Annotated in this window: 16 protein-coding genes; 10 read left to right on the top strand and 6 right to left on the bottom strand. The window is 64.0% G+C overall.

The annotated features are described in order from the left end of the window. Window positions 1-148: 148 nt before the first annotated feature. The 5 genes from DFO65_RS14600 (at window position 149) to DFO65_RS14580 (ending at window position 5,887) form a co-directional block, all read left to right on the top strand. A complete protein-coding gene (locus tag DFO65_RS14600; RefSeq protein WP_113905185.1) occupies window positions 149-823 on the top strand; it encodes a haloacid dehalogenase type II in 675 nt (224 codons plus the stop codon). A 69-nt stretch (window positions 824-892) separates the two neighbouring features. Then, on the top strand, window positions 893-2,518 hold the full coding sequence (locus DFO65_RS14595; RefSeq protein WP_113905184.1) for a helix-turn-helix domain-containing protein: 1,626 nt from the start codon (window positions 893-895) through the stop codon (window positions 2,516-2,518). A gap of 224 nt (window positions 2,519-2,742) precedes the next feature. Next, a complete protein-coding gene (locus tag DFO65_RS14590) occupies window positions 2,743-4,188 on the top strand; it encodes an APC family permease (RefSeq protein ID WP_113905183.1) in 1,446 nt (481 codons plus the stop codon). Beyond that, window positions 4,185-4,775, top strand: a complete 591-nt coding sequence (locus DFO65_RS14585; RefSeq protein ID WP_113905182.1) for a DUF3156 family protein — start codon at window positions 4,185-4,187, stop codon at window positions 4,773-4,775. Before DFO65_RS14590 ends, DFO65_RS14585 begins: the two co-directional genes overlap by 4 nt. After that, window positions 4,772-5,887 carry a Zn-dependent alcohol dehydrogenase gene (locus DFO65_RS14580; protein WP_113905181.1) on the top strand — a complete coding sequence of 372 codons (1,116 nt, stop codon included), beginning with the start codon at window positions 4,772-4,774 and terminating at the stop codon, window positions 5,885-5,887. The genes DFO65_RS14585 and DFO65_RS14580 overlap by 4 nt, the downstream gene beginning before the upstream one ends. A gap of 27 nt (window positions 5,888-5,914) precedes the next feature. Here DFO65_RS14580 and solA read toward each other — a convergent pair whose 3' ends face one another. The 5 genes from solA to DFO65_RS14555 are packed head-to-tail and all read right to left on the bottom strand — an operon-like array spanning window position 5,915 to window position 10,463. After that, window positions 5,915-7,078: an N-methyl-L-tryptophan oxidase gene (solA, locus tag DFO65_RS14575; RefSeq protein WP_113905180.1), complete on the bottom strand. Its 1,164-nt coding sequence runs from the start codon at window positions 7,076-7,078 to the stop codon at window positions 5,915-5,917. Continuing rightward, entirely contained in the window at window positions 7,075-7,848 is a 774-nt protein-coding gene (locus DFO65_RS14570; RefSeq protein ID WP_281268760.1) for an amino acid ABC transporter ATP-binding protein, read from the bottom strand. The genes solA and DFO65_RS14570 overlap by 4 nt, the downstream gene beginning before the upstream one ends. A 32-nt stretch (window positions 7,849-7,880) precedes the next feature. Then, on the bottom strand, window positions 7,881-8,780 hold the full coding sequence (locus tag DFO65_RS14565; protein ID WP_113905178.1) for an amino acid ABC transporter permease: 900 nt from the start codon (window positions 8,778-8,780) through the stop codon (window positions 7,881-7,883). Between the two features lie 30 nt (window positions 8,781-8,810). Beyond that, window positions 8,811-9,752: an ABC transporter substrate-binding protein gene (locus tag DFO65_RS14560; protein ID WP_113905177.1), complete on the bottom strand. Its 942-nt coding sequence runs from the start codon at window positions 9,750-9,752 to the stop codon at window positions 8,811-8,813. A gap of 30 nt (window positions 9,753-9,782) precedes the next feature. After that, complete coding sequence (locus DFO65_RS14555) at window positions 9,783-10,463, bottom strand: GntR family transcriptional regulator (protein WP_181778740.1); 681 nt, start codon at window positions 10,461-10,463, stop codon at window positions 9,783-9,785. A 179-nt stretch (window positions 10,464-10,642) separates the two neighbouring features. On the opposite strand from DFO65_RS14555, the gene DFO65_RS14550 reads away from it, so the two are divergent. The 4 genes from DFO65_RS14550 to DFO65_RS14535 are packed head-to-tail and all read left to right on the top strand — an operon-like array spanning window position 10,643 to window position 14,791. Then, window positions 10,643-11,317 (top strand): haloacid dehalogenase type II, encoded by a 675-nt coding sequence (locus tag DFO65_RS14550; RefSeq protein WP_220151304.1) that lies wholly within the window; start codon window positions 10,643-10,645, stop codon window positions 11,315-11,317. Beyond that, entirely contained in the window at window positions 11,317-12,597 is a 1,281-nt protein-coding gene (locus tag DFO65_RS14545; protein ID WP_113905174.1) for an NAD(P)/FAD-dependent oxidoreductase, read from the top strand. Before DFO65_RS14550 ends, DFO65_RS14545 begins: the two co-directional genes overlap by 1 nt. Before the next feature lie 12 nt (window positions 12,598-12,609). Beyond that, window positions 12,610-14,130 (top strand): aldehyde dehydrogenase family protein, encoded by a 1,521-nt coding sequence (locus DFO65_RS14540; RefSeq protein ID WP_181778739.1) that lies wholly within the window; start codon window positions 12,610-12,612, stop codon window positions 14,128-14,130. Further along, a complete protein-coding gene (locus DFO65_RS14535) occupies window positions 14,123-14,791 on the top strand; it encodes a haloacid dehalogenase type II (protein WP_113905172.1) in 669 nt (222 codons plus the stop codon). The genes DFO65_RS14540 and DFO65_RS14535 overlap by 8 nt, the downstream gene beginning before the upstream one ends. Before the next feature lie 177 nt (window positions 14,792-14,968). On the opposite strand, the gene DFO65_RS14530 is transcribed toward DFO65_RS14535, so the two are convergent. Then, entirely contained in the window at window positions 14,969-15,490 is a 522-nt protein-coding gene (locus DFO65_RS14530; protein ID WP_113905171.1) for a TetR/AcrR family transcriptional regulator, read from the bottom strand. Between the two features lie 93 nt (window positions 15,491-15,583). Between DFO65_RS14530 and DFO65_RS14525 the strand changes: the two genes are divergently transcribed. Then, window positions 15,584-17,149 (top strand): MFS transporter, encoded by a 1,566-nt coding sequence (locus DFO65_RS14525; protein WP_113905170.1) that lies wholly within the window; start codon window positions 15,584-15,586, stop codon window positions 17,147-17,149. Window position 17,150 lies beyond the last annotated feature (1 nt).

Here is a 17,150-nt window from a genome sequence, read left to right as displayed (position 1 = left end):
CGAGTGATCGAACTATCGGGACGCCAGCTGGCGAGGGGAGCTTGCGGTCTCAGCTTGCGGGAGCAGCCGCCGAGGCGTGATGAGTATGAGATTCTCATACCCTCAGTCCTGCACCGACGAGCGAAGAGCAGCTCACAGAGGAGAAGAGATGGCTCAGTTCCAGATCCGACCGGAGTACGTGTCCTTCGACAACTACGGGACTCTCATCAGCTGGCACATGAACGACACGGCTCGGGAGCTGACGCGTGGACAGCTCGACGACGCGCAGTTCGCCGCGTTCACCGCCACCTTCCGCAAGTATCGTTACGACGCGGTTCTGGGTGACTACCTGCCGTACGACGACATCCTGCAGAACTCCTTCGATCGCGCGTGTCAGCGTCACGGGATCGAATCGAGGACGGATGCCGGCGCCATCCTCGGCGAGGCGGTCGCCTCCTGGGGTGCCCACGACGGGATCGTCGAGCCGCTGACGACGATGGGGAAGAACTACAAGTTGGTCATCTTGTCCAACGGGGACGACCGGCACTTGAACAGTTCGGTCCCGCGCCTCGGCGCCGAATTCCACGCTGTCCTCACGGCCGAGCAGGCGCAGGCGTACAAGCCGCGCTACCAGGCGTTCGAGTACATGCTCGACACGCTGGGTGCGCGGCCGGAGGATTTCCTCCACGTCTCCTCGCACACCCGTTACGACGTCATGCCGGCCGATGACCTCGGTTTCGTCAACAAGGTGTACCTCGACCGCGGTTTCGACCCGCATGCCCGCGCCTACAACTACCTCACGGTTAAGTCCCTCGACGAGGTCAACGCGATGCTGGGACTGTGATTCCTGCGGAGGGGTGAACCGGAATGACATCGATCGGGGCCGGCCTCACCACGGCGGTACCATCGAGCTGTGAGCCTCAGCCTCCGGAAACTTCTCGAGAACCCCTCGCTCGATCTTCGACTCGTCGTCGATCCCGGCGAGGAGTCTGCGGCCGAAGCCGCCCTCGATCACGAATTCGAGTGGCTGCACGCGACCGACCTGATCGACCCGACGCCCTTCCTCGGCCCGGCCGAAGTCATCCTCACTCTCGGTTGGCAGTTCCCGCTCACCGACCCCGTCAAGCCGTCCATGTCCGAGGTGCGCGTCCCGGCCGACAAGCTCGAGAGGATCTATGACGACTACGCGGCACTCGTTGCCGCCCACGGGGTCATCGGGATCGGATTCGGCAGCGACGTCGTCCACCGCGGTGTGCCCCGTCCTCTCGTGAAGGCCTGCAGCAAGCACGGCCTGATCCTCTTCGACGTACCCTACGAGATCTCGTTCATGGACCTTCTCCAGGAAGCGGCCCGGCTCGTCCAACGTGACCAGAGCGAGCGGCAGACGCGCTCCCTGCGCGCCCAGAAGGCGATCGCTCATGCCGCAACCCGGCGTGACGGGCTCAACGCGACCCTGCGCGAGACGGCCCGGCAACTCGGATGCGGAGTGTCGCTCTTCGATTCGCTCGGTCACGCGGTGATCACCGTCGAAGCTCCGAGGGGCCCGCGGGTGGGAGAAGGCGACATCGCCCCGGTCGTGAGGAAGGCCCTACACGAGCAGCTCCGCTTCTGCACCGCACAGGTGAGCGATGAAGTCGAGGCGATCGTCCAGATGCTCGGCGAATCGACCGACCCGACGGGAGTTCTCGTCCTCACCTTGAGTGAGGGCTTCGACGACGTATCCCGCAATGTGCTCTCCAGCGTGCTCGCGTTGGTGAGCGTGTCCCTCGAGCAGAACCAGGCGCTCGCTTCCCTCCACACCACCCTCCGACAGGCGCTGCTCCAGCTGCTGCTCTCGGGCAATATCGGCATGACCCGGCACATCCTCGAAAGCGTGTGGGGCCCGCTCCCGGTTCCTCCGATGGTCGCCATGGTCGGAATCTCGCGGCAGTACGAGGTGACGCGGATCCTGCCAAGGCTCGAATCGATGAGCGCCGACGACGAGGTGCCCGTGTTCTACGCCCAGTACCAGAACGATCTCGCGATCCTCGTCCAGGCCGATAGCGTCGAACACGTCATCGCACAGCTGGAACCCTTTGATCTGGTCATCGGCCGGTCGAGATGCGATCGATGGGACGGGCTCGAACTCGCACTCGAGGAGGCGAAGAAGGCAGCGGAGTTCGGGATCAGAACCGGCCGGACAGGGTCCATCCCCTTCTCTGGTATCTGGCAGGACGGTGTCGCCGACCTCATCGACGCCACCGACGCCACTCATGTCGCACGGCGGGTCCTCGCGCCGCTGGAGCGTTTCGACCGAACCGGCAATAGCGAACTGATCACCACCCTGCGAGTGTGGTTGGAGAACCACGGCCGCCTCCAGACTGCGGCTCGGGCGCTCGGGGTGCACCGGCACACTCTGATGTCACGGCTTGAGAAGATCGCCCAGCTGACGGGGTCGGACCTCGACGACTTCCAAGTCCGCGCCGATCTGGTCCTCGCCCTGCGCTACCACCGGCCTGAATCGTCGGATCGCAGCGACGGCACTAACCCGCGGCTCTGAACGCGGGTCGACACTGAGCAGGCGCCTGACTGGAGTGCAACGTCGACGCTTTGTCCATGTTCGACCCTCTGGTTCGACAGAACGAGAGGGTCGCAACAGCTGTGGCTTGACAAAGTGTCGGGCGAGAGTGCTGATTCGGACAATCTGTCGCTGTTCGGTGTACGGCTCCCGGGATTAGATTCGACTTCGGCGCAATTGCGCATCACGGGCAAAGGAGCACAACGATGACGAAATTGAAGCGAAGCCTCGGCTTCGGAGCCGCCTATGCCGCCTCGACCGGTCTGGTCGTGTCGGGCACGGCGATGGTGTCCCTCGGGAACGGATTCGGCATTGGGGGTCTCGCATTCGCGATCCCCGCCTTCGTCGGACTGGTCATCATCACCATGGTCGCGATCTCCTATGGCGAGCTCGCCTCCATGCTGCCCGGAGGTGGAATGGTCGGCGAGTACACTCTTCCGGCACTGGGCCGCCTGATGGCGATCATCGCGGTCCTCGGCGGTTACCTCGTCCTCGTCTCCGCGGATGGCGGGACGCAGCTCCTCGTCGCTGGAGATTCCTTCGAATCCCTCACCGGATTCCCTGCGCCGGCGTTCTCCTTCGGGCTGCTCATCATCCTGCTCGTCCTCAACATCTCCGGCGTCGACATCTTCGCTCGAGTCCAGATCCCTATCGTGTTCGGCATGATGGGAATCCTTGCGATCATGGGCATCGCCGGGCTCCTCGGTCTCTCGCACCAGCCGACCGTTGACAATCCGATCCTCAACACCGACTGGGGAACCCTCGCATCGATGGGGGCCGTGGCCATCTGGCTCTACATCGGCATGGAGTTCGTCGCACCCCTCGCCGAAGAGGTGCACCGCCCTTGGAAGAACATCCCGCTGGCGATGGTCGTCGGAGTCGCCACGATCTTCGTCGTCGATGTCCTCTTCGGCTGGGGTGCGACACACTACGCCGACCTCGGCGAGATGGCCGCGTCCTCCATCCCTCATGTCGTCGGCGCGACCGCGATCTTCGGCGCCGCCGGAGGCTTCATCATGACGGTCGTGACAATCCTCGCATCGTTCTCCACCGGCAATTCCTATCTCGCGGCGATCCCGCGCATGCTCTACGGTCTGGCCAACGAAGGTCTGCTGCCGAAGTGGCTGGCGAAGGTGAGCAAGAGGTCGCGGGTTCCATGGACGGGAATGCTCGTCACCGCCGGATGTATGGCAGCCGTCCTGGTGTACTCGACCATCTCCGAGGGCGGCATCGAACTCATCATTCAGCTCGTCAGCATCGCCTGCACCACCTGGCTGCTCAGCTACATCATCGCCCAGGTCGATGTCCTCGTCCTGCGCCGCCGGTACCCTGACGCGAAGAGGCCCTTCAGAACGCCCCTCTACCCGGTGCCGCAGGTCATCGGCATCCTCTCCTGCGTCTACCTCATCGTCTTCATCGTCCCCGAGCTCGAAGCACGCCTCGTCGTCTGGGGAACTGCCGCCGTGATCATCGCCGCGATCGCCCTGTTCGGGATCGTGTGGCTCAAGCTCAACCGGCTGCCGCTGTTCACTCCCACTGATCTCGACCAGACTCAATCCAACATCGTCGAACGCTCCGAAGATCTCGAGGGCGAGTACCCGCCCGCACCGACACCGCCGGCCACCCGCGACCGTGGAGAGGCCCGGTCATGAAGAATTCGAGATGCAGGAACACACTCGATGGCGACGGGCCGATCGTCGAACGGGCACGGCAGGCGCTCGCCCTCGTCGCCGGTCAGTTCGGGGAGATCACAGACCGAGGCCGGGCCCGGATGAGAGTCGCCACTGCCGACGACACCGAACTCGTCTTCGAATACGAGAGCGGAAACTACATCTTCTCCCGCGTCTACAACCTGAGGATCACGACCAATCTCCCGGCCGGAAGCGCGGTCCCCGCAGGGATTGAAGTCTCTTACAGAGGAAAGGATGGACCTGGTTTCGTGACGACTTCGACCGGTGCCTCCACCTCGGCGATGGACCCTACGGCTCTCGCAGACCTCAACTCCATCGTTCGGGATCACCTGCGCGGGATCGATCTGCTCTCCGCCCAAGTCGTCGCCGAGGCGGGCCGCCGGGTCCTCCACCTCACGCCGATGGGAGGGTCGTTCGTCTGGGTGCTGATCCCGCCCGTCTTCAAAGCGACCGCGTTTCCGCCCGGAGAGGTCGACCGCATCCTGAGCCTCGTCCGGGCATTCCATGAGTTCACCTCCGCTGAAACCTCGAAAGGACCACATACATGAGAACCGTCGACGTCAGGGCCGCCGTCTTCACCGGGCCCAACCAGCCTCTGGAGATCCAGGACCTGAGCATCCCGGCCGCGCCTGGCCCGAACGAGGTCCTCGTCAGGCTCGCTGCATCGGGAGTCTGCCACAGTGATCTTCACGCCCTCGACGGCGAGTGGGACACCCCCGCGCCGCTGGTACTCGGGCATGAAGGAGCCGGAACCATCACCGCTGTCGGTTCGGAGGTCAGTGACCTCGAAGTTGACGATCACGTCATCCTGTCGTGGACTCCCTCCTGCCAGAGATGCGAATTCTGCGTCTCCGGCCGCCCCGTCCTGTGCCAGTTGGCGAATGAAACGGCATACAAGCACGTGTTCTTCGATGGCAAGCCTCGACTGAGTTCCGGTGACGAGGAGGTCAAGAGCTTCCTCGCGGTCGGCTCGTTCGGTGACCATGCGATGGTGCCCGCATCGGCCGCGATCAAGATCCGCAAGGACGCCCCGCTAGCCCAGGCTGCCCTCGTCGGTTGCGCGGTGACCACCGGGATCGGCGCAGTGGTGAACACCGCCCAGGTGGAACCGGGCAGCACCGTGCTAGTCGTCGGATGCGGGGGAGTGGGCCTCAACGTCGTCCAGGGCGCGCGCCTGGCCGGGGCGAGACAGATCATCGTCGCCGACATCAGCGAGGACAAGCTCGAACTCGGGCAGAAGTTCGGTGCCACCCACACCATCAACAGCAAGGAGAACGACCTCGTCGACGCGGTCCGCTGGCTCACGGGTGGACGCGGAGTCGACTACGCGTTCGAAGCGATCGGGCTGCCGTTCACGATCGAAGCCTGCTACGAAGCGGTTCGCCGTGGCGGCACGGCGGTGGTCGTGGGGCAGGTGGCCGACGGAGTGAAGATCTCGATCGACCCCTTCGTCATGAGCGACCAGGAGAAGCGCCTCATCGGCTCCAATTACGGGTCGAGCCGCCAGTCGATCGACTTCCCGAAGATCATCGACCTCTACATGGAAGGCCTCATCGACCTCGACTCGATGATCACCGATAGGATCGCCGTCGACGAGGTCAACGAGGCCTTCGAGGAGATGCGTCAGGGCCGAGGTATCCGCAGTGTCATTGAGTACTGAGGCGTTCCGAACACGCGGATCAGGCCGTTACTGCGGAGCGAGCTGATGCCCGGCTTCCGGGCCGAAGCGCGCCGGGCTCCAGAAATCCGGAAGGACATCGTCCGCGTCCTCCTCGATCGACCGCGCCAGGAGCTCTCCGACCCCGGCCGACATCTTGAATCCGGTTCCCGAGAAGCCGGTGGCGACATGGGTGCGTGAGGCGCCGGGCACACGTCCGACGATGGCCTGCCTGTCGGCCGTGTAGAGATCGGCCAGACATTCCTGTCGCGAGACCTGGGGGTGGATTCCGTTGAAGAACCGGGCCGCTGTGACCTCGGAGTCCGCAATCTCCTGCGCGGTCATCGTGTACCGGTGATCGGGGAAATCCTCGACCGGTGCTCCGCGGTCGTCGAGAGTCGCCTTGAACATCGAACCGTCAAGCGAGGGTGCCCCATAGGCCGTGTAGTTGCCGTCGATGTGGACGAAGATCGGGAAGTTCGACGGCCGGTAGGCCTCGGGGTCGACCACCGGGAACCAGCTGAGGAAGATGCGGCGGATGTGGAGCGACTCGCGCAGATCCTCGGGCAGCAGTGGGCTCGAGCCGACTCCCGCCGCGATCACTGCTCTCCCGGCTCGGATCTCACCATTCTGGAGGATGACTCTGACTCCCGATGTGGTCTCCTCGATCTCGAGCACCGCTGAGTTGACAACGACCGATGCCCCGTTCGCGCGAGCCACCCGGACTGCCGAATGGACCGCTCTCTCCGTCCGGATGAACCCGGCGGTGGGCTCGAGGAGTGCAGCCTCATGGTCACCGACCCGATGCTGTGGGTAGCGCCGCCGGATCTCGGTCGGCGTGAGCATCACGTAGTCGAGCCCGTCGCGCTCGCAGCAGTCCCTCAGCTCCCGCAGGTAGAGTCCGTCCGCTTGACCGAGATAGAGCCCACCGTTCTGAACGAAGACCTCTTCGCCGGCCTCGGCGTTGAGCATCGTCCATTGCTCCTCGGCGGCGGCGAGGACCGGAGACAGCGGCGTCGTTCCTCGATACGATCTCCTGAACAGCCGGGAGTCACCAGCGACCGCACTGCGGGAATGGGCGATGCCGTGGGCCTCGAGGCAGGTCACATCGAATCCGCGGGCGCTCAGCCGCCAGGTGATCATCGCCCCCATCGTCCCGCCGCCGATGACGACGATGTCCGCGTCCCCGCTCATCCGAACACCCTCTCCAGAAACTTCTGCGTCCGCGGCTCCCGTGGATCGTCGAGGACCTGCTCGACCGGACCCGCCTCGCAGACCCGACCCTCGTCGAGGAACACCACCTGATCGGCGATCTGTCGGGCGAATCCGATCTCGTGGGTTGACAGGACCATGGTCTTCCCCGAAGCCGAGACCTTGCGGATCACATCGAGCACCTCGCCGACGAGCTCCGGATCGAGAGCGCTGGTCGGCTCATCGAAGAGCAGCACATCGGGCTTCATCGTCATGCACCGGGCGATTGCGACCCGCTGCTGCTGACCGCCGGAGAGTTGCGAAGGGTAGTGGTCTGCCCGCTCAAGCATGCCGACGCGATCCAGATAACTGCGAGCCGTCTTGTATGCCTCGGACTTCGACCGCTTGAGCACCTGTATCGGAGCAATAGCGACGTTCTCCAGTGCCGTGAAGTTATCGAAGAGGTTGAAGTGTTGGAACACCAGTCCGACGGTGACCCGTTGGAGCGCGCGCTTCTTCCGGTTGAGCGAGTAGAAGCCATCGCTGCGCTCGACCACGCCCACATGCTCCCCATTGACCTTGAGAACTCCGGAGTCGATCGGCTCGAGTCCATTGATGCATCGCAGCAGCGTCGACTTCCCCGACCCGCTGGGACCGATGAGCGCGGTGACGCTACCGGGCTTCACGTACATCGAGACATCCTTGAGCACGGTGTTGCCGTGGAAGGACTTGGTCGTCGAGTAGATCTCGACCAGGCCCCTCTGAGTCTCCACTGCCGTGTCACCCTCCACTGCCGTGTCGCTGATCATCCGAGCTTCACCCCTTCGCTGGTCGCTGTCACTTTGCCGCCGGAGTTCTTGTGCTTCGAATACCGGTCCTCGATCTTCTTCTGGGGATAGCTCAGGGCGAGTGTGATGATGAGGTACCACAGGCAGGCGACGATGAGCAGGGGAATGGTTTCGTAGTTGCGCGAATAGATGAGCTGCACGCTCTGCAGCAGGTCCGCCACACCGAGCACGCTGACCAGGGTCGTCTCCTTGAACATCCCGATCAGTCGGTTGCCCGTGGCCGGGATGATGGTCGGCAGCGACTGCGGAATGATGATCCGGGTGATCTTGGTCCATTCGCTGAAGCCGAGGGAGTCGGCCGCCTCGAGCTGACCCTTGCCCACCGAGAGGAAGCCACCGCGGATGTTCTCCGCGGTGTAGGCCCCTTCGTTGAGCGACAACCCGATCACCGCGGCGACCAGGGGAGTCATAATCGCATTGACGTTGATCTCCCAGCCGATGCCCGTGAACGGAATCCCCAGGAACAGGTCGGGGAACAGTGCGGCGATGTTGAACCAGAAGATAAGCTGGACCAGAATCGGGGTCCCGCGGAAGAACGTCAGATAAAGGTCGACGAGAATCGTGATCGGGGTGATGTTCATGATCTTGAGCACCGCGAGCACCAGACCGATCAGCGTGCCTAGTGCCATCGAGACGATGGTCAGGATGATGGTGAGGAGAAGGCCTTTGAGGACGGGGAAGCCGAAGAAGTAGCGCCCTACCGTGGCCCATTCGAAGTTCGGGTTGGAGATCAGGGTGTGCGCGATCACGACCGCGACGACGGCGAGGACGACCCACGCGGTCTTCTCGGTCTTGGTCTTGCGCGTGATTCTCGGTTTGTTGATCGACTCCGCGAGGTCAGCGGGATGCTGGGCCATGGAGTTCACCTGTTGAGTCGGCATCGGGAATCACTGCTTCGCGACTTCGGAGGGGTCGATCGCTCCTGATTCCAGCCCCCACCTCGACAGCGCTTCGGTGTAGTCCTCGGTGCCCACGAGGTTGCGGGTAGCGACTTCGACCGCCTCGGTGAGCTCCGAATCCTTGGGCAGCGCGAGGGAGACGACGTTGTTCCCGTCCTTCTTCTTGTACTGCGGGTTGAGGAGCTCGAACTCATCGGGCTGCTCAGCGGCCGCCCAGGCGAGCTGGGGCGTGTCTGCGAACACCGCATCGATTCGCTTGGACACCAGCTGGGTCAGCGAGCTCTGGACCTCGGGCAGGAGCACATCGTCGACCGGTGGTTCACCGGCCTCTTCGCATTTGTCATTGATGTCGGGCAGATGCTTGTCGGCCTGGGTGCTGCCCTTATGCACGGCCACCGTCTTCCCGCACAGCGAGAGGTCGTTGGCGTCAAGGTTCTCGGGATTGCCGGCTAGCACCACCAGCGAGGACCCGGAATTCCAGTAGCTCACCATGTCGACTGCTTCCAGGCGTTCGGGGGTCGCGGTGAAGTTGTGCGCACTGATGTCGTATCTGCCTGCCTCGATACCGGTGATGATGGTGTCGAAGGTGACGTTGCTGAACTCCACGTCGAGTCCGAGCCGAGCACCGAGCAGGCGGGTGAAGTCGGGGTTGAAGCCCAGCGCCTCATTGCTTCCCGCATTCTTGAAGCTCGTCGGAGGGTAGTGGAGGTCAAGGGCGGATCTCAGCGTCCCGCGTTCCTTGACTTCGTCGGGGAGCAGGGCTACCGCTTCCTCATCAACTTCGACATCAGACTCGTCCATCGCGTCGTCGGCGAGCTGCTGGGAGTCCCCGTTGTCCTTCTTGGTCGCATCGGCCTCGGGATCGCATGCCGTGAGACCAGCGACCAATCCGAGCGAGATGGCACCGATCAGCAGAGTCCTGCACTTCATTGTGTTCCTCCTTGACTTGACTGCGAGTAGTCAGCTCGTGACGGTAGCGTCGACGCTCGACTGCCTGAGGTTGTCGGCGGCCGAGCGAAGGTGCGCTTCGATGAGAGCTGCGGCACGGACTTCGTCACCGTCCCTGATCGCGTCCACGAACGCCCGGTGGTCATCGATGAGCTCTTCGCCCGACGGTCGGTAGGTCTCGAGGCGATTGATGAGCATCTTGAACTCGACGCTGAGACCGCGATAGGTCTGGCTCAGTCGCCGGTTTCGTCCGGCCTCGATCAACGTGTTGTGGAAGGCGAGGTCCACCGTGGAGATAGCGAAGTCGTCGCCGGCGGCGATCGCCGAGCGCATCTCCTCGAGGACCTTCTCCAGCCGGGTCACGACCTCTCCGCGATCGTCCGGACTCATCCGGCAGACCTTCCCGATGGCGAAGCGCTCGAGCACGAGGCGGTACTCGTAGAGCTCCTCCACATCCTCGGCGTCGAGTGAGACGACGACCATGGTGCGGTTCGGGCCGGAGACGATGAGTCCCTCCCTGCGCAGCTGCTGCATCGCCTCCCGGATCGGCGAGCGGGAGGTTCCCAGCTGCTTCGACAGCGCCGATTCCGTCAGCGTCTCCCCTTCACCCAGGGCTCCGGTGATGATCGCATTGCGCAGAGATTGGACGACCTGTTGTCCAACCGTTTCGCGATTGAGCTCGGCTTCGAACATCGTGGGTTCCACCATTCCTCGTGACGGGCGATGGAGTCAGCCTAAAGTGACGCAGACCACATGTCAACAGGCGACCGGCGACGGTCGACATCCTGGGAATCCGCTGCTACGCTCACCACAATCACTGGTTTTCAGTGAGCCAGATCACTCATTGACGGCGCTCATCCATGGAGGAAGAAGTGGCTCAGTTCCAGATCCGTCCCGAATTCGTCTCGTTCGACAACTACGGCACCCTGATCAACTGGCAGATGAATGACACCGCCCGGGAGCTCACCGCAGGGCAGCTCGACGACGAGCAGTTCTCCAGGTTCACGTACTACTTCAGCAAGTACCGGTATGACGCGGTCCTCGGGGACTACCTTCCGTACAACACCCTTCTGCAGAACTCCTACGACCGGGCGTGCCGACGATTCGGGATCGAATCCACTCCCGGGGCCGGGGAGAAGCTCGGTGAGGCAGTCGCCTCCTGGGGCGCCAATGACGGAATCGTCGAACCTCTGACGTCGATGGGCAAGAACTATCGGCTGGTCATCCTCTCCAATGCCGACGACTACCACCTCGATAAGTCTGTTCAGCACCTCGGTGCCGACTTCCACGCGGTGCTGACCGCGGAGCAGGCACAGGCTTACAAGCCGCGGTACCAGGCTTTCGAATACATGCTCGACACCCTCGGCGCCCGACCGGAGGACTTCCTCCACGTGTCCTCCCACACCAGGTACGACCTGATGCCGGCAGAAGATCTCGGCTTCGTCAACAAGGTCTATCTCGACCGCGGATTCGACCCGCATGCGCGCGCCTACAACTACCACACCGTGTCCTCGCTGGACGAGGTCAACTCGATGCTGGGCATCTGATGAAGCTCATCAGCTACTGGCATGACACAGCGACGGCGGTCGACGACTTCCGCCGTACGCCAGTGCCGCCGAGGGTTGACATCGCTGTCGTCGGCGGGGGCTTCACCGGCCTGTCGGCCGCGCTGGAACTGGCGAAGAAGGGGGCGTCCGTCGCTCTTCTCGAGAAGAACACCATCGGCTGGGGAGCATCGGGACGCAACGGCGGGATGGCGACCACGGGACTGGCCGTCGGCCTGGGCTCGGCGGTCCAGAGGTACGGCAAGGACCGCGCCTTCGAGATGTTCCTCGAATACGACCGCGCCATCAACACGATCGAAGAACTCGTCGACGAGTACTCGATCGACTGCGACTTCGAACGCCACGGAAAGCTGTCACTGGCCTACCGTCCCTCCCACCAGGCGAGTCTCGAGAAGACGGCGGAGCTGCTGAGAGAGATCCCCGGCTACCCAGAGCTGACGGTCCTCGACAAGGACTCGATCCAGACCGAACTCGGATCGACCGCCTACCAGGGCGGCATGGTCGACCCGCGCGGAGCCGGACTGCATCCGCAGAAGTTCGTCAACGGTCTCCTCCACGCCGCCGTGGCAGCCGGGGTGGTCGTGTGCGAGGACGCCGAGGTCGTCAGCATCGAGGGGAAGAACTCCCCGCAGAGGATCATCCAGACGACACGGGGAAAGGTTTCGGCCACAGAGGTGCTCGTCGGCACCAGCGGCTACACGCAGCAGCCCTTCGGCTGGCTTCAGCGCCGGGTGATTCCCGTCGGCAGCTTCATCGTCGTGACCGAACCCCTCAGCGAGGACCAGGTCAACCGGATCCTGCCGAACAGGCGCCAGGCTTCCGATTCGAAGATGCTCACCTATTACTTCAGGATCACCCCGGACGACCGGCTGCTGTTCGGAGGTCGGGCGCGGTTCGCGATGTCCAATCCTCGCTCGGATGTCAAGAGCGCCCAGATCCTCAAGCAGGCGATCTCCGAGGTCTTCCCGTACCTCCGCCAGGCCCGGATCGACTACTGCTGGGGAGGTCTGGTTGATCTCATGATGGATCAGATGGTCCATTCGGGGAAGCGGGACGGAATCCACTACTCGATCGGCTACAGCGGCCACGGGGTCCAGATGGCCGCTCACAACGGACGGGAGATGGCCCGCCTGATCCTCGGGGAGACCGACCGCAATCTCTGGGACGATCTCGCGTTCCCGGCCGTGCCGGGCCACTTCGGCTGGCCCTGGTTCCTGCCGTTCATCGGTGGCGCCGCCAAGGTCATCGACACGGTCAGATAAGGATGGATGACGATGTTGACAGCAGAACTCGACGCGGGCACAGAGGTCGTCCGTGCGGTTGCGGACTCCATCAGCAGTCTGATCCCGGGCGGGGCCTTCATCGGCGGAGACATCACCCAGGTCACCTCCCCGCTCCACGTCCGCGAGGTCGAGACCGGACAGCTCATCGGCACGGTCGACAACGTCTCGTCTGCCGGGGTCGCCTCCGCGGTGGAGCGCGCGCGACAGTCCCTCGACTCCCCGTGGGAGCCTTGGCAGAGGCAGGAGGCGCTGCTCGATGCGGCGTCGGAGCTCGAGGCACTCAATGACGACGCGGCACTCATTCTCGCGGCCGAGGGGATCAAGACGATCACCGAGGCTCGCCAAGAGGTGCAGCGGGCGGTGCACACACTGAAACTGTCGGCGCGCGCCATCGACACCCACACGGGGGAGACGCTCAACCTGTCCTCGACGGCACGAGGCAGCCGACGCAGCGGGTACTTCGAACGCTACCCGCTGGGAGTCGTCGCCGCCATCACCCCCTTCAACGATCCGCTCAACCTTGTCGCCCACAAGATCGGGCCGGCCCTGGCGGCCGGGAACTCCGTGATCGTCAAACCCGCCGAACAGACGCCCTTCAGCGCACTCCTGCTCGCCATGATCCTGCACAGATCGGGGGTGCCGGAAGGTAGGTTGGCCGTCCTTCCCGGCGACTCGACGACCGGCCGGGCCCTGGTCGAGCACGACGGAGTCGACGTGCTGACATTCACCGGCGGGGAGAAAGTCGGAAATTCGATCTCAGCCCAGGCGAACGGGCGGAAGGTGCTGCTGGAACTCGGCGGCAACAATGCTGTGGTCGTCGCCGCGGATGCGGACATCGACGCCGCCGTCAGGGCCTGCGTCGCCGGCGCCTTCAGCGCGGCGGGACAGAACTGCATCTCCGTCCAACGGGTCTACGTGCACGAGTCGATCATCGACGCCGTGATCCCGCTGGCGCTGCGCCAGACCGAACGGCTGAAGGTGGGGACAAAGTTCAACCCCCGCACCGAGGTGGGACCGATGGTCAGTGACGCCGCGGTGCGTTCCTTCCTCGAGCGAATCGCCGAGGCGGAACGGCAGGGGGCAGAGGTGCGAACCGGGGGAGTGGCCAGAGGGAGGTTCGTCGACCCCACGATTCTCACTTCCGTCGACGAGACCATGTCCGTGTTCCGGGAGGAGTGCTTCGCTCCCGTCATGACCATCGGGGCCTTCGACGACTGGAGGACTCTGCCCGATCGCATCCACTCCGGGGGACAGCCGATGCAGGTCGGTGTGTTCAGCGCCGACATCGGCCTCTGCCTGTCCCTGGCCGACAGGCTCAGGGTCGGGACGGTCCTCATCAACGAGTCCTCGGACTTCCGCATCGACTCGATGCCCTTCGGCAGCTTCGGTCGCTCCGGAGTCGGACGCGAAGGTGTGAAGTTCGCGATGCAGGAGCTGAGCGCGCCGAAATCGATCATCTTCTCCCCGATTGACTCCCGCACCCACCCACGAATGGAGCAGGCACATGACTGAGACCCTGACACCCAAATTCATCACCTTCGACATGATGGGGACGCTCATCAAACTGGAATGGACGGCCGAAGCGCTGAATCTGGTCGCTGATCGGCTGTCGTCCGAGGACGCCGAGAAATTCGTCGTGACCTTCCGGAACCACCGCGAGAACGAGATCATCGGACGATACCGGGACTACCCCGTCATCATCCGCGACGCCTGGCAGCTGTCCTGCAATGAGTGGCGCATCGAGTTCAGGCAGTCCGATGTCGACAGGCTCATCGACGCGCTGAGCTCGTGGGGACCACACGATGACGTCGTCGAGCCGCTGCAGAGGCTCGCCGCCAAGTACCCCCTGGTGGTGCTCACGAATCACTGCGATCGTCTGGTGAGAAAGAACTCGGATAGGCTGGGCGTGGAGCTGTACCGCGTCCTCACCGCCGAGCAGGCGCAGGCATACAAGCCTCATAAGGCGGCATTCAGGTATCTGTTCGACCAGCTCGATGCCAAACCGTCGGACCTGCTGCACGTGTCCGCCCACCTCTGGCACGACTGGATCCCTGCTGCGCAGCTCGGGGTCGAGCACCAGGCGTACATCGACCGCGGATTCGACCCCCTGATCACAGCGCCGGGTGCCTATACGGACACCCTGGCCGGCATCTCCGACCGAGTCGGTGCGTGATCAGCATCCACTAGGACGTCCCGTCGGACCGAAGCATCAGCAGCGTCATCGAGTACTGAGGCGTTGAGCCTGTCGGCCCACGACGGTTAACCAATTCGTGTGGCGTTTGTTTCGATTTTGAGCGAAGAATCGAAACAAACGTCACACTGATTGTCAAGCCCTTGTCGGCGAACGCCCCTACAGCCCCAGCCGGGCCAGCACTTTCTTCGCGTGGGTCAGGGCCTCCTCGGCGGACAGGCCCACGCTCTCCTTGGTGTAGAGGCCATCGCCGATGAGCTGGATGGTCTGAGCCAGGTCGATGTCGTCGAGGTGGTCGTTGAGGACTTCGAGCCATGCATTTCTCGTGTCCCGAAGCGTCTCGCGCGCCTCCTCGTACTCATGCGACAGCCGGCTCGCGGCGACCAGGCTGCGGTCGAGGGGAGTGCCGATCTCCGCCGAGGTCTCGAGGTAGAAGATGTGCGGGCCCGCCTCGGCGGCCTTCATCTTCTCGATGTCCTCATCGACGAGGACCCGGAGCCGGTCGAGGCTGCCCTTGACGAGTTCGGCCTTCGAGCCGAAATGGTAGAGGAGTCCACCTTTGGACACTCCCGCCTCCGCCGCCACCGCGTCGAGAGTCGCCCCCGTGGTGCCGTGCTGTTCGAGCAGGGTCTCGAACGCGTCGAGGAGCTTCTCTTTGGTGTCGGTGGACTTGCGGACCATATCGCAGAGCCTAGCTGAAACTTCCCTGGGCAATCACGCGGGAAGCCCACCCGGACTTCCCAACTGTACCGTCTAGACGGTATAGTAATCGGCATGCACACAACACAGACACCACGACTGCGCGCCGGCCGGCGCGAATGGGCTGGCCTGGCTGTGCTGATGATTCCTGTTCTGCTGATTTCGATCGACAACACCGTCTTGGGATTCGCAATACCGGCAATCAGCACCGGGCTGCATCCCACCGGAACCCAACTCCTCTGGATCGTCGACATCTACGCGCTCATGCTGGCGGGTCTCCTCGTCGCGATGGGCAGCATCGGCGACCGCTTCGGACGCCGCAAGCTCCTCATCATCGGAGCGGTCGGCTTCGGGCTCGCGTCCCTGCTCGCGGCGTTCTCCACCTCGGCGGAGATGCTCATCCTCGCCCGCGCGCTGCTCGGCATCTTTGGCGCGACGCTCATGCCCTCGACGCTCTCGCTCATCCGCAACATCTTCCACGACGCCAAGGACCGGCAGATCGCGATCGCGACCTGGGCGGCGATGTTCAGCGGCGGCGCGGCGCTGGGCCCCATCGTCGGGGGACTGCTGCTCGAGCACTTCCACTGGAGCTCGGTCTTCTTCATCAATCTCCCGCTCATCGCCGTGTTCATCCCCGCGGCCATGCTGCTCCTCCCGGAGTCCCGCGACCCGAACCCGGGCCCGGTCGACCCCGCCTCCATCGTGCTCTCGATGCTGACCCTGGCCCCCTTCGTGTTCGCGATCAAGCACGCGATGGCCGACGGCGCCGACCTCCTCTTCTGGGCATCGATCAGCGTCGCCGTCGTCGCGGGAGCAAGCTTCGCGCTGCGCCAGCTCGCCTCGGCGACCCCGATGCTCGACGTCCGGCTGTTCGCGAACAAGGTCTTCACCTCGGCGGTGACCTCGAACCTGCTCAGCGTCATGGGCATGGCCGGGTTCCTCTACTTCGGCACCCAGATGCTCCAGCTGGTGCTCGGTCTGTCCCCGGTCGAGGCCGCCCTCGTCCTGGTCCCCGGGCTCGTCGTCTCCGTCGTCTCCGGCTACCTGGCCGTCCCGATCGTCGCCCGCCTGCGGCCGCGCGTGGTCGTCCCGTGCGCCCTCGTGCTCAACGCGATCGGCCTCGGCATCGTCGCCTTCAACCCCGAGCACTCGGTGATCGGGATGGCGGTCTCGTTCGTCCTCCTCGGAGCGGGCATCGGCACTGCCGAGGTGATCACCAACGACCTCATCATCGCCGCGGTCCCACGGGAGAAGGCGGGAGCCGCCTCGGCGATCTCGGAGACCGCCTACGAGGTGGGTTCGGTCATCGGCACCGCCGTCCTCGGCGGACTGGCGACCATGACCTACCGCGGGCACCTCACCTCGCTCATCGGGTCCGATGCCCAGAAGAGCGAGTTCGAGACCCTCGGCGCCGCCCTCGAGCACACGCAGACACTGGGCTCCGCGGCGGCGACGAGGATCGCCGATGCCGCGACCGTCGCCTTCGAGCACGGCGTGCAGGTCTCTGCCGGAGTCGCGACCGGAGTCGTCCTCCTCGCCGCGATCCTCACCGCGTTCGGGCTCAAGGGTGCGGGGCGTGCGTCGAAGACGGATGCCGTCGCCGAGGCGGTCGACCGTGAGGCCGAGGTCACCCGTTCCTGAG

The organism is Brevibacterium sanguinis (genome assembly GCF_003315415.1).
Taxonomy (GTDB): Bacteria; Actinomycetota; Actinomycetes; order Actinomycetales; family Brevibacteriaceae; genus Brevibacterium; species Brevibacterium celere_A.
Note: the sequence above shows the minus strand (reverse complement) of the source record. Positions and strands in the feature narration are given on the sequence as shown.

What these genes read in the sequence shown, in the direction of transcription:
- DFO65_RS14580 (WP_113905181.1), top strand. Translation starts at nt 4,772, where the DNA reads ATGAGAACCGTCGACGTCAGGGCCGCCGTCTTCACCGGGCCCAACCAG.
- DFO65_RS14555 (WP_181778740.1), bottom strand. Translation starts at nt 10,463, where the DNA reads ATGTTCGAAGCCGAGCTCAATCGCGAAACGGTTGGACAACAGGTCGTC.
- DFO65_RS14530 (WP_113905171.1), bottom strand. Translation starts at nt 15,490, where the DNA reads ATGGTCCGCAAGTCCACCGACACCAAAGAGAAGCTCCTCGACGCGTTC.
- DFO65_RS14560 (WP_113905177.1), bottom strand. Translation starts at nt 9,752, where the DNA reads ATGAAGTGCAGGACTCTGCTGATCGGTGCCATCTCGCTCGGATTGGTC.
- solA (WP_113905180.1), bottom strand. Translation starts at nt 7,078, where the DNA reads ATGAGCGGGGACGCGGACATCGTCGTCATCGGCGGCGGGACGATGGGG.
- DFO65_RS14590 (WP_113905183.1), top strand. Translation starts at nt 2,743, where the DNA reads ATGACGAAATTGAAGCGAAGCCTCGGCTTCGGAGCCGCCTATGCCGCC.
- DFO65_RS14540 (WP_181778739.1), top strand. Translation starts at nt 12,610, where the DNA reads ATGTTGACAGCAGAACTCGACGCGGGCACAGAGGTCGTCCGTGCGGTT.
- DFO65_RS14565 (WP_113905178.1), bottom strand. Translation starts at nt 8,780, where the DNA reads ATGGCCCAGCATCCCGCTGACCTCGCGGAGTCGATCAACAAACCGAGA.
- DFO65_RS14600 (WP_113905185.1), top strand. Translation starts at nt 149, where the DNA reads ATGGCTCAGTTCCAGATCCGACCGGAGTACGTGTCCTTCGACAACTAC.
- DFO65_RS14525 (WP_113905170.1), top strand. Translation starts at nt 15,584, where the DNA reads ATGCACACAACACAGACACCACGACTGCGCGCCGGCCGGCGCGAATGG.
- DFO65_RS14585 (WP_113905182.1), top strand. Translation starts at nt 4,185, where the DNA reads ATGAAGAATTCGAGATGCAGGAACACACTCGATGGCGACGGGCCGATC.
- DFO65_RS14545 (WP_113905174.1), top strand. Translation starts at nt 11,317, where the DNA reads ATGAAGCTCATCAGCTACTGGCATGACACAGCGACGGCGGTCGACGAC.
- DFO65_RS14535 (WP_113905172.1), top strand. Translation starts at nt 14,123, where the DNA reads ATGACTGAGACCCTGACACCCAAATTCATCACCTTCGACATGATGGGG.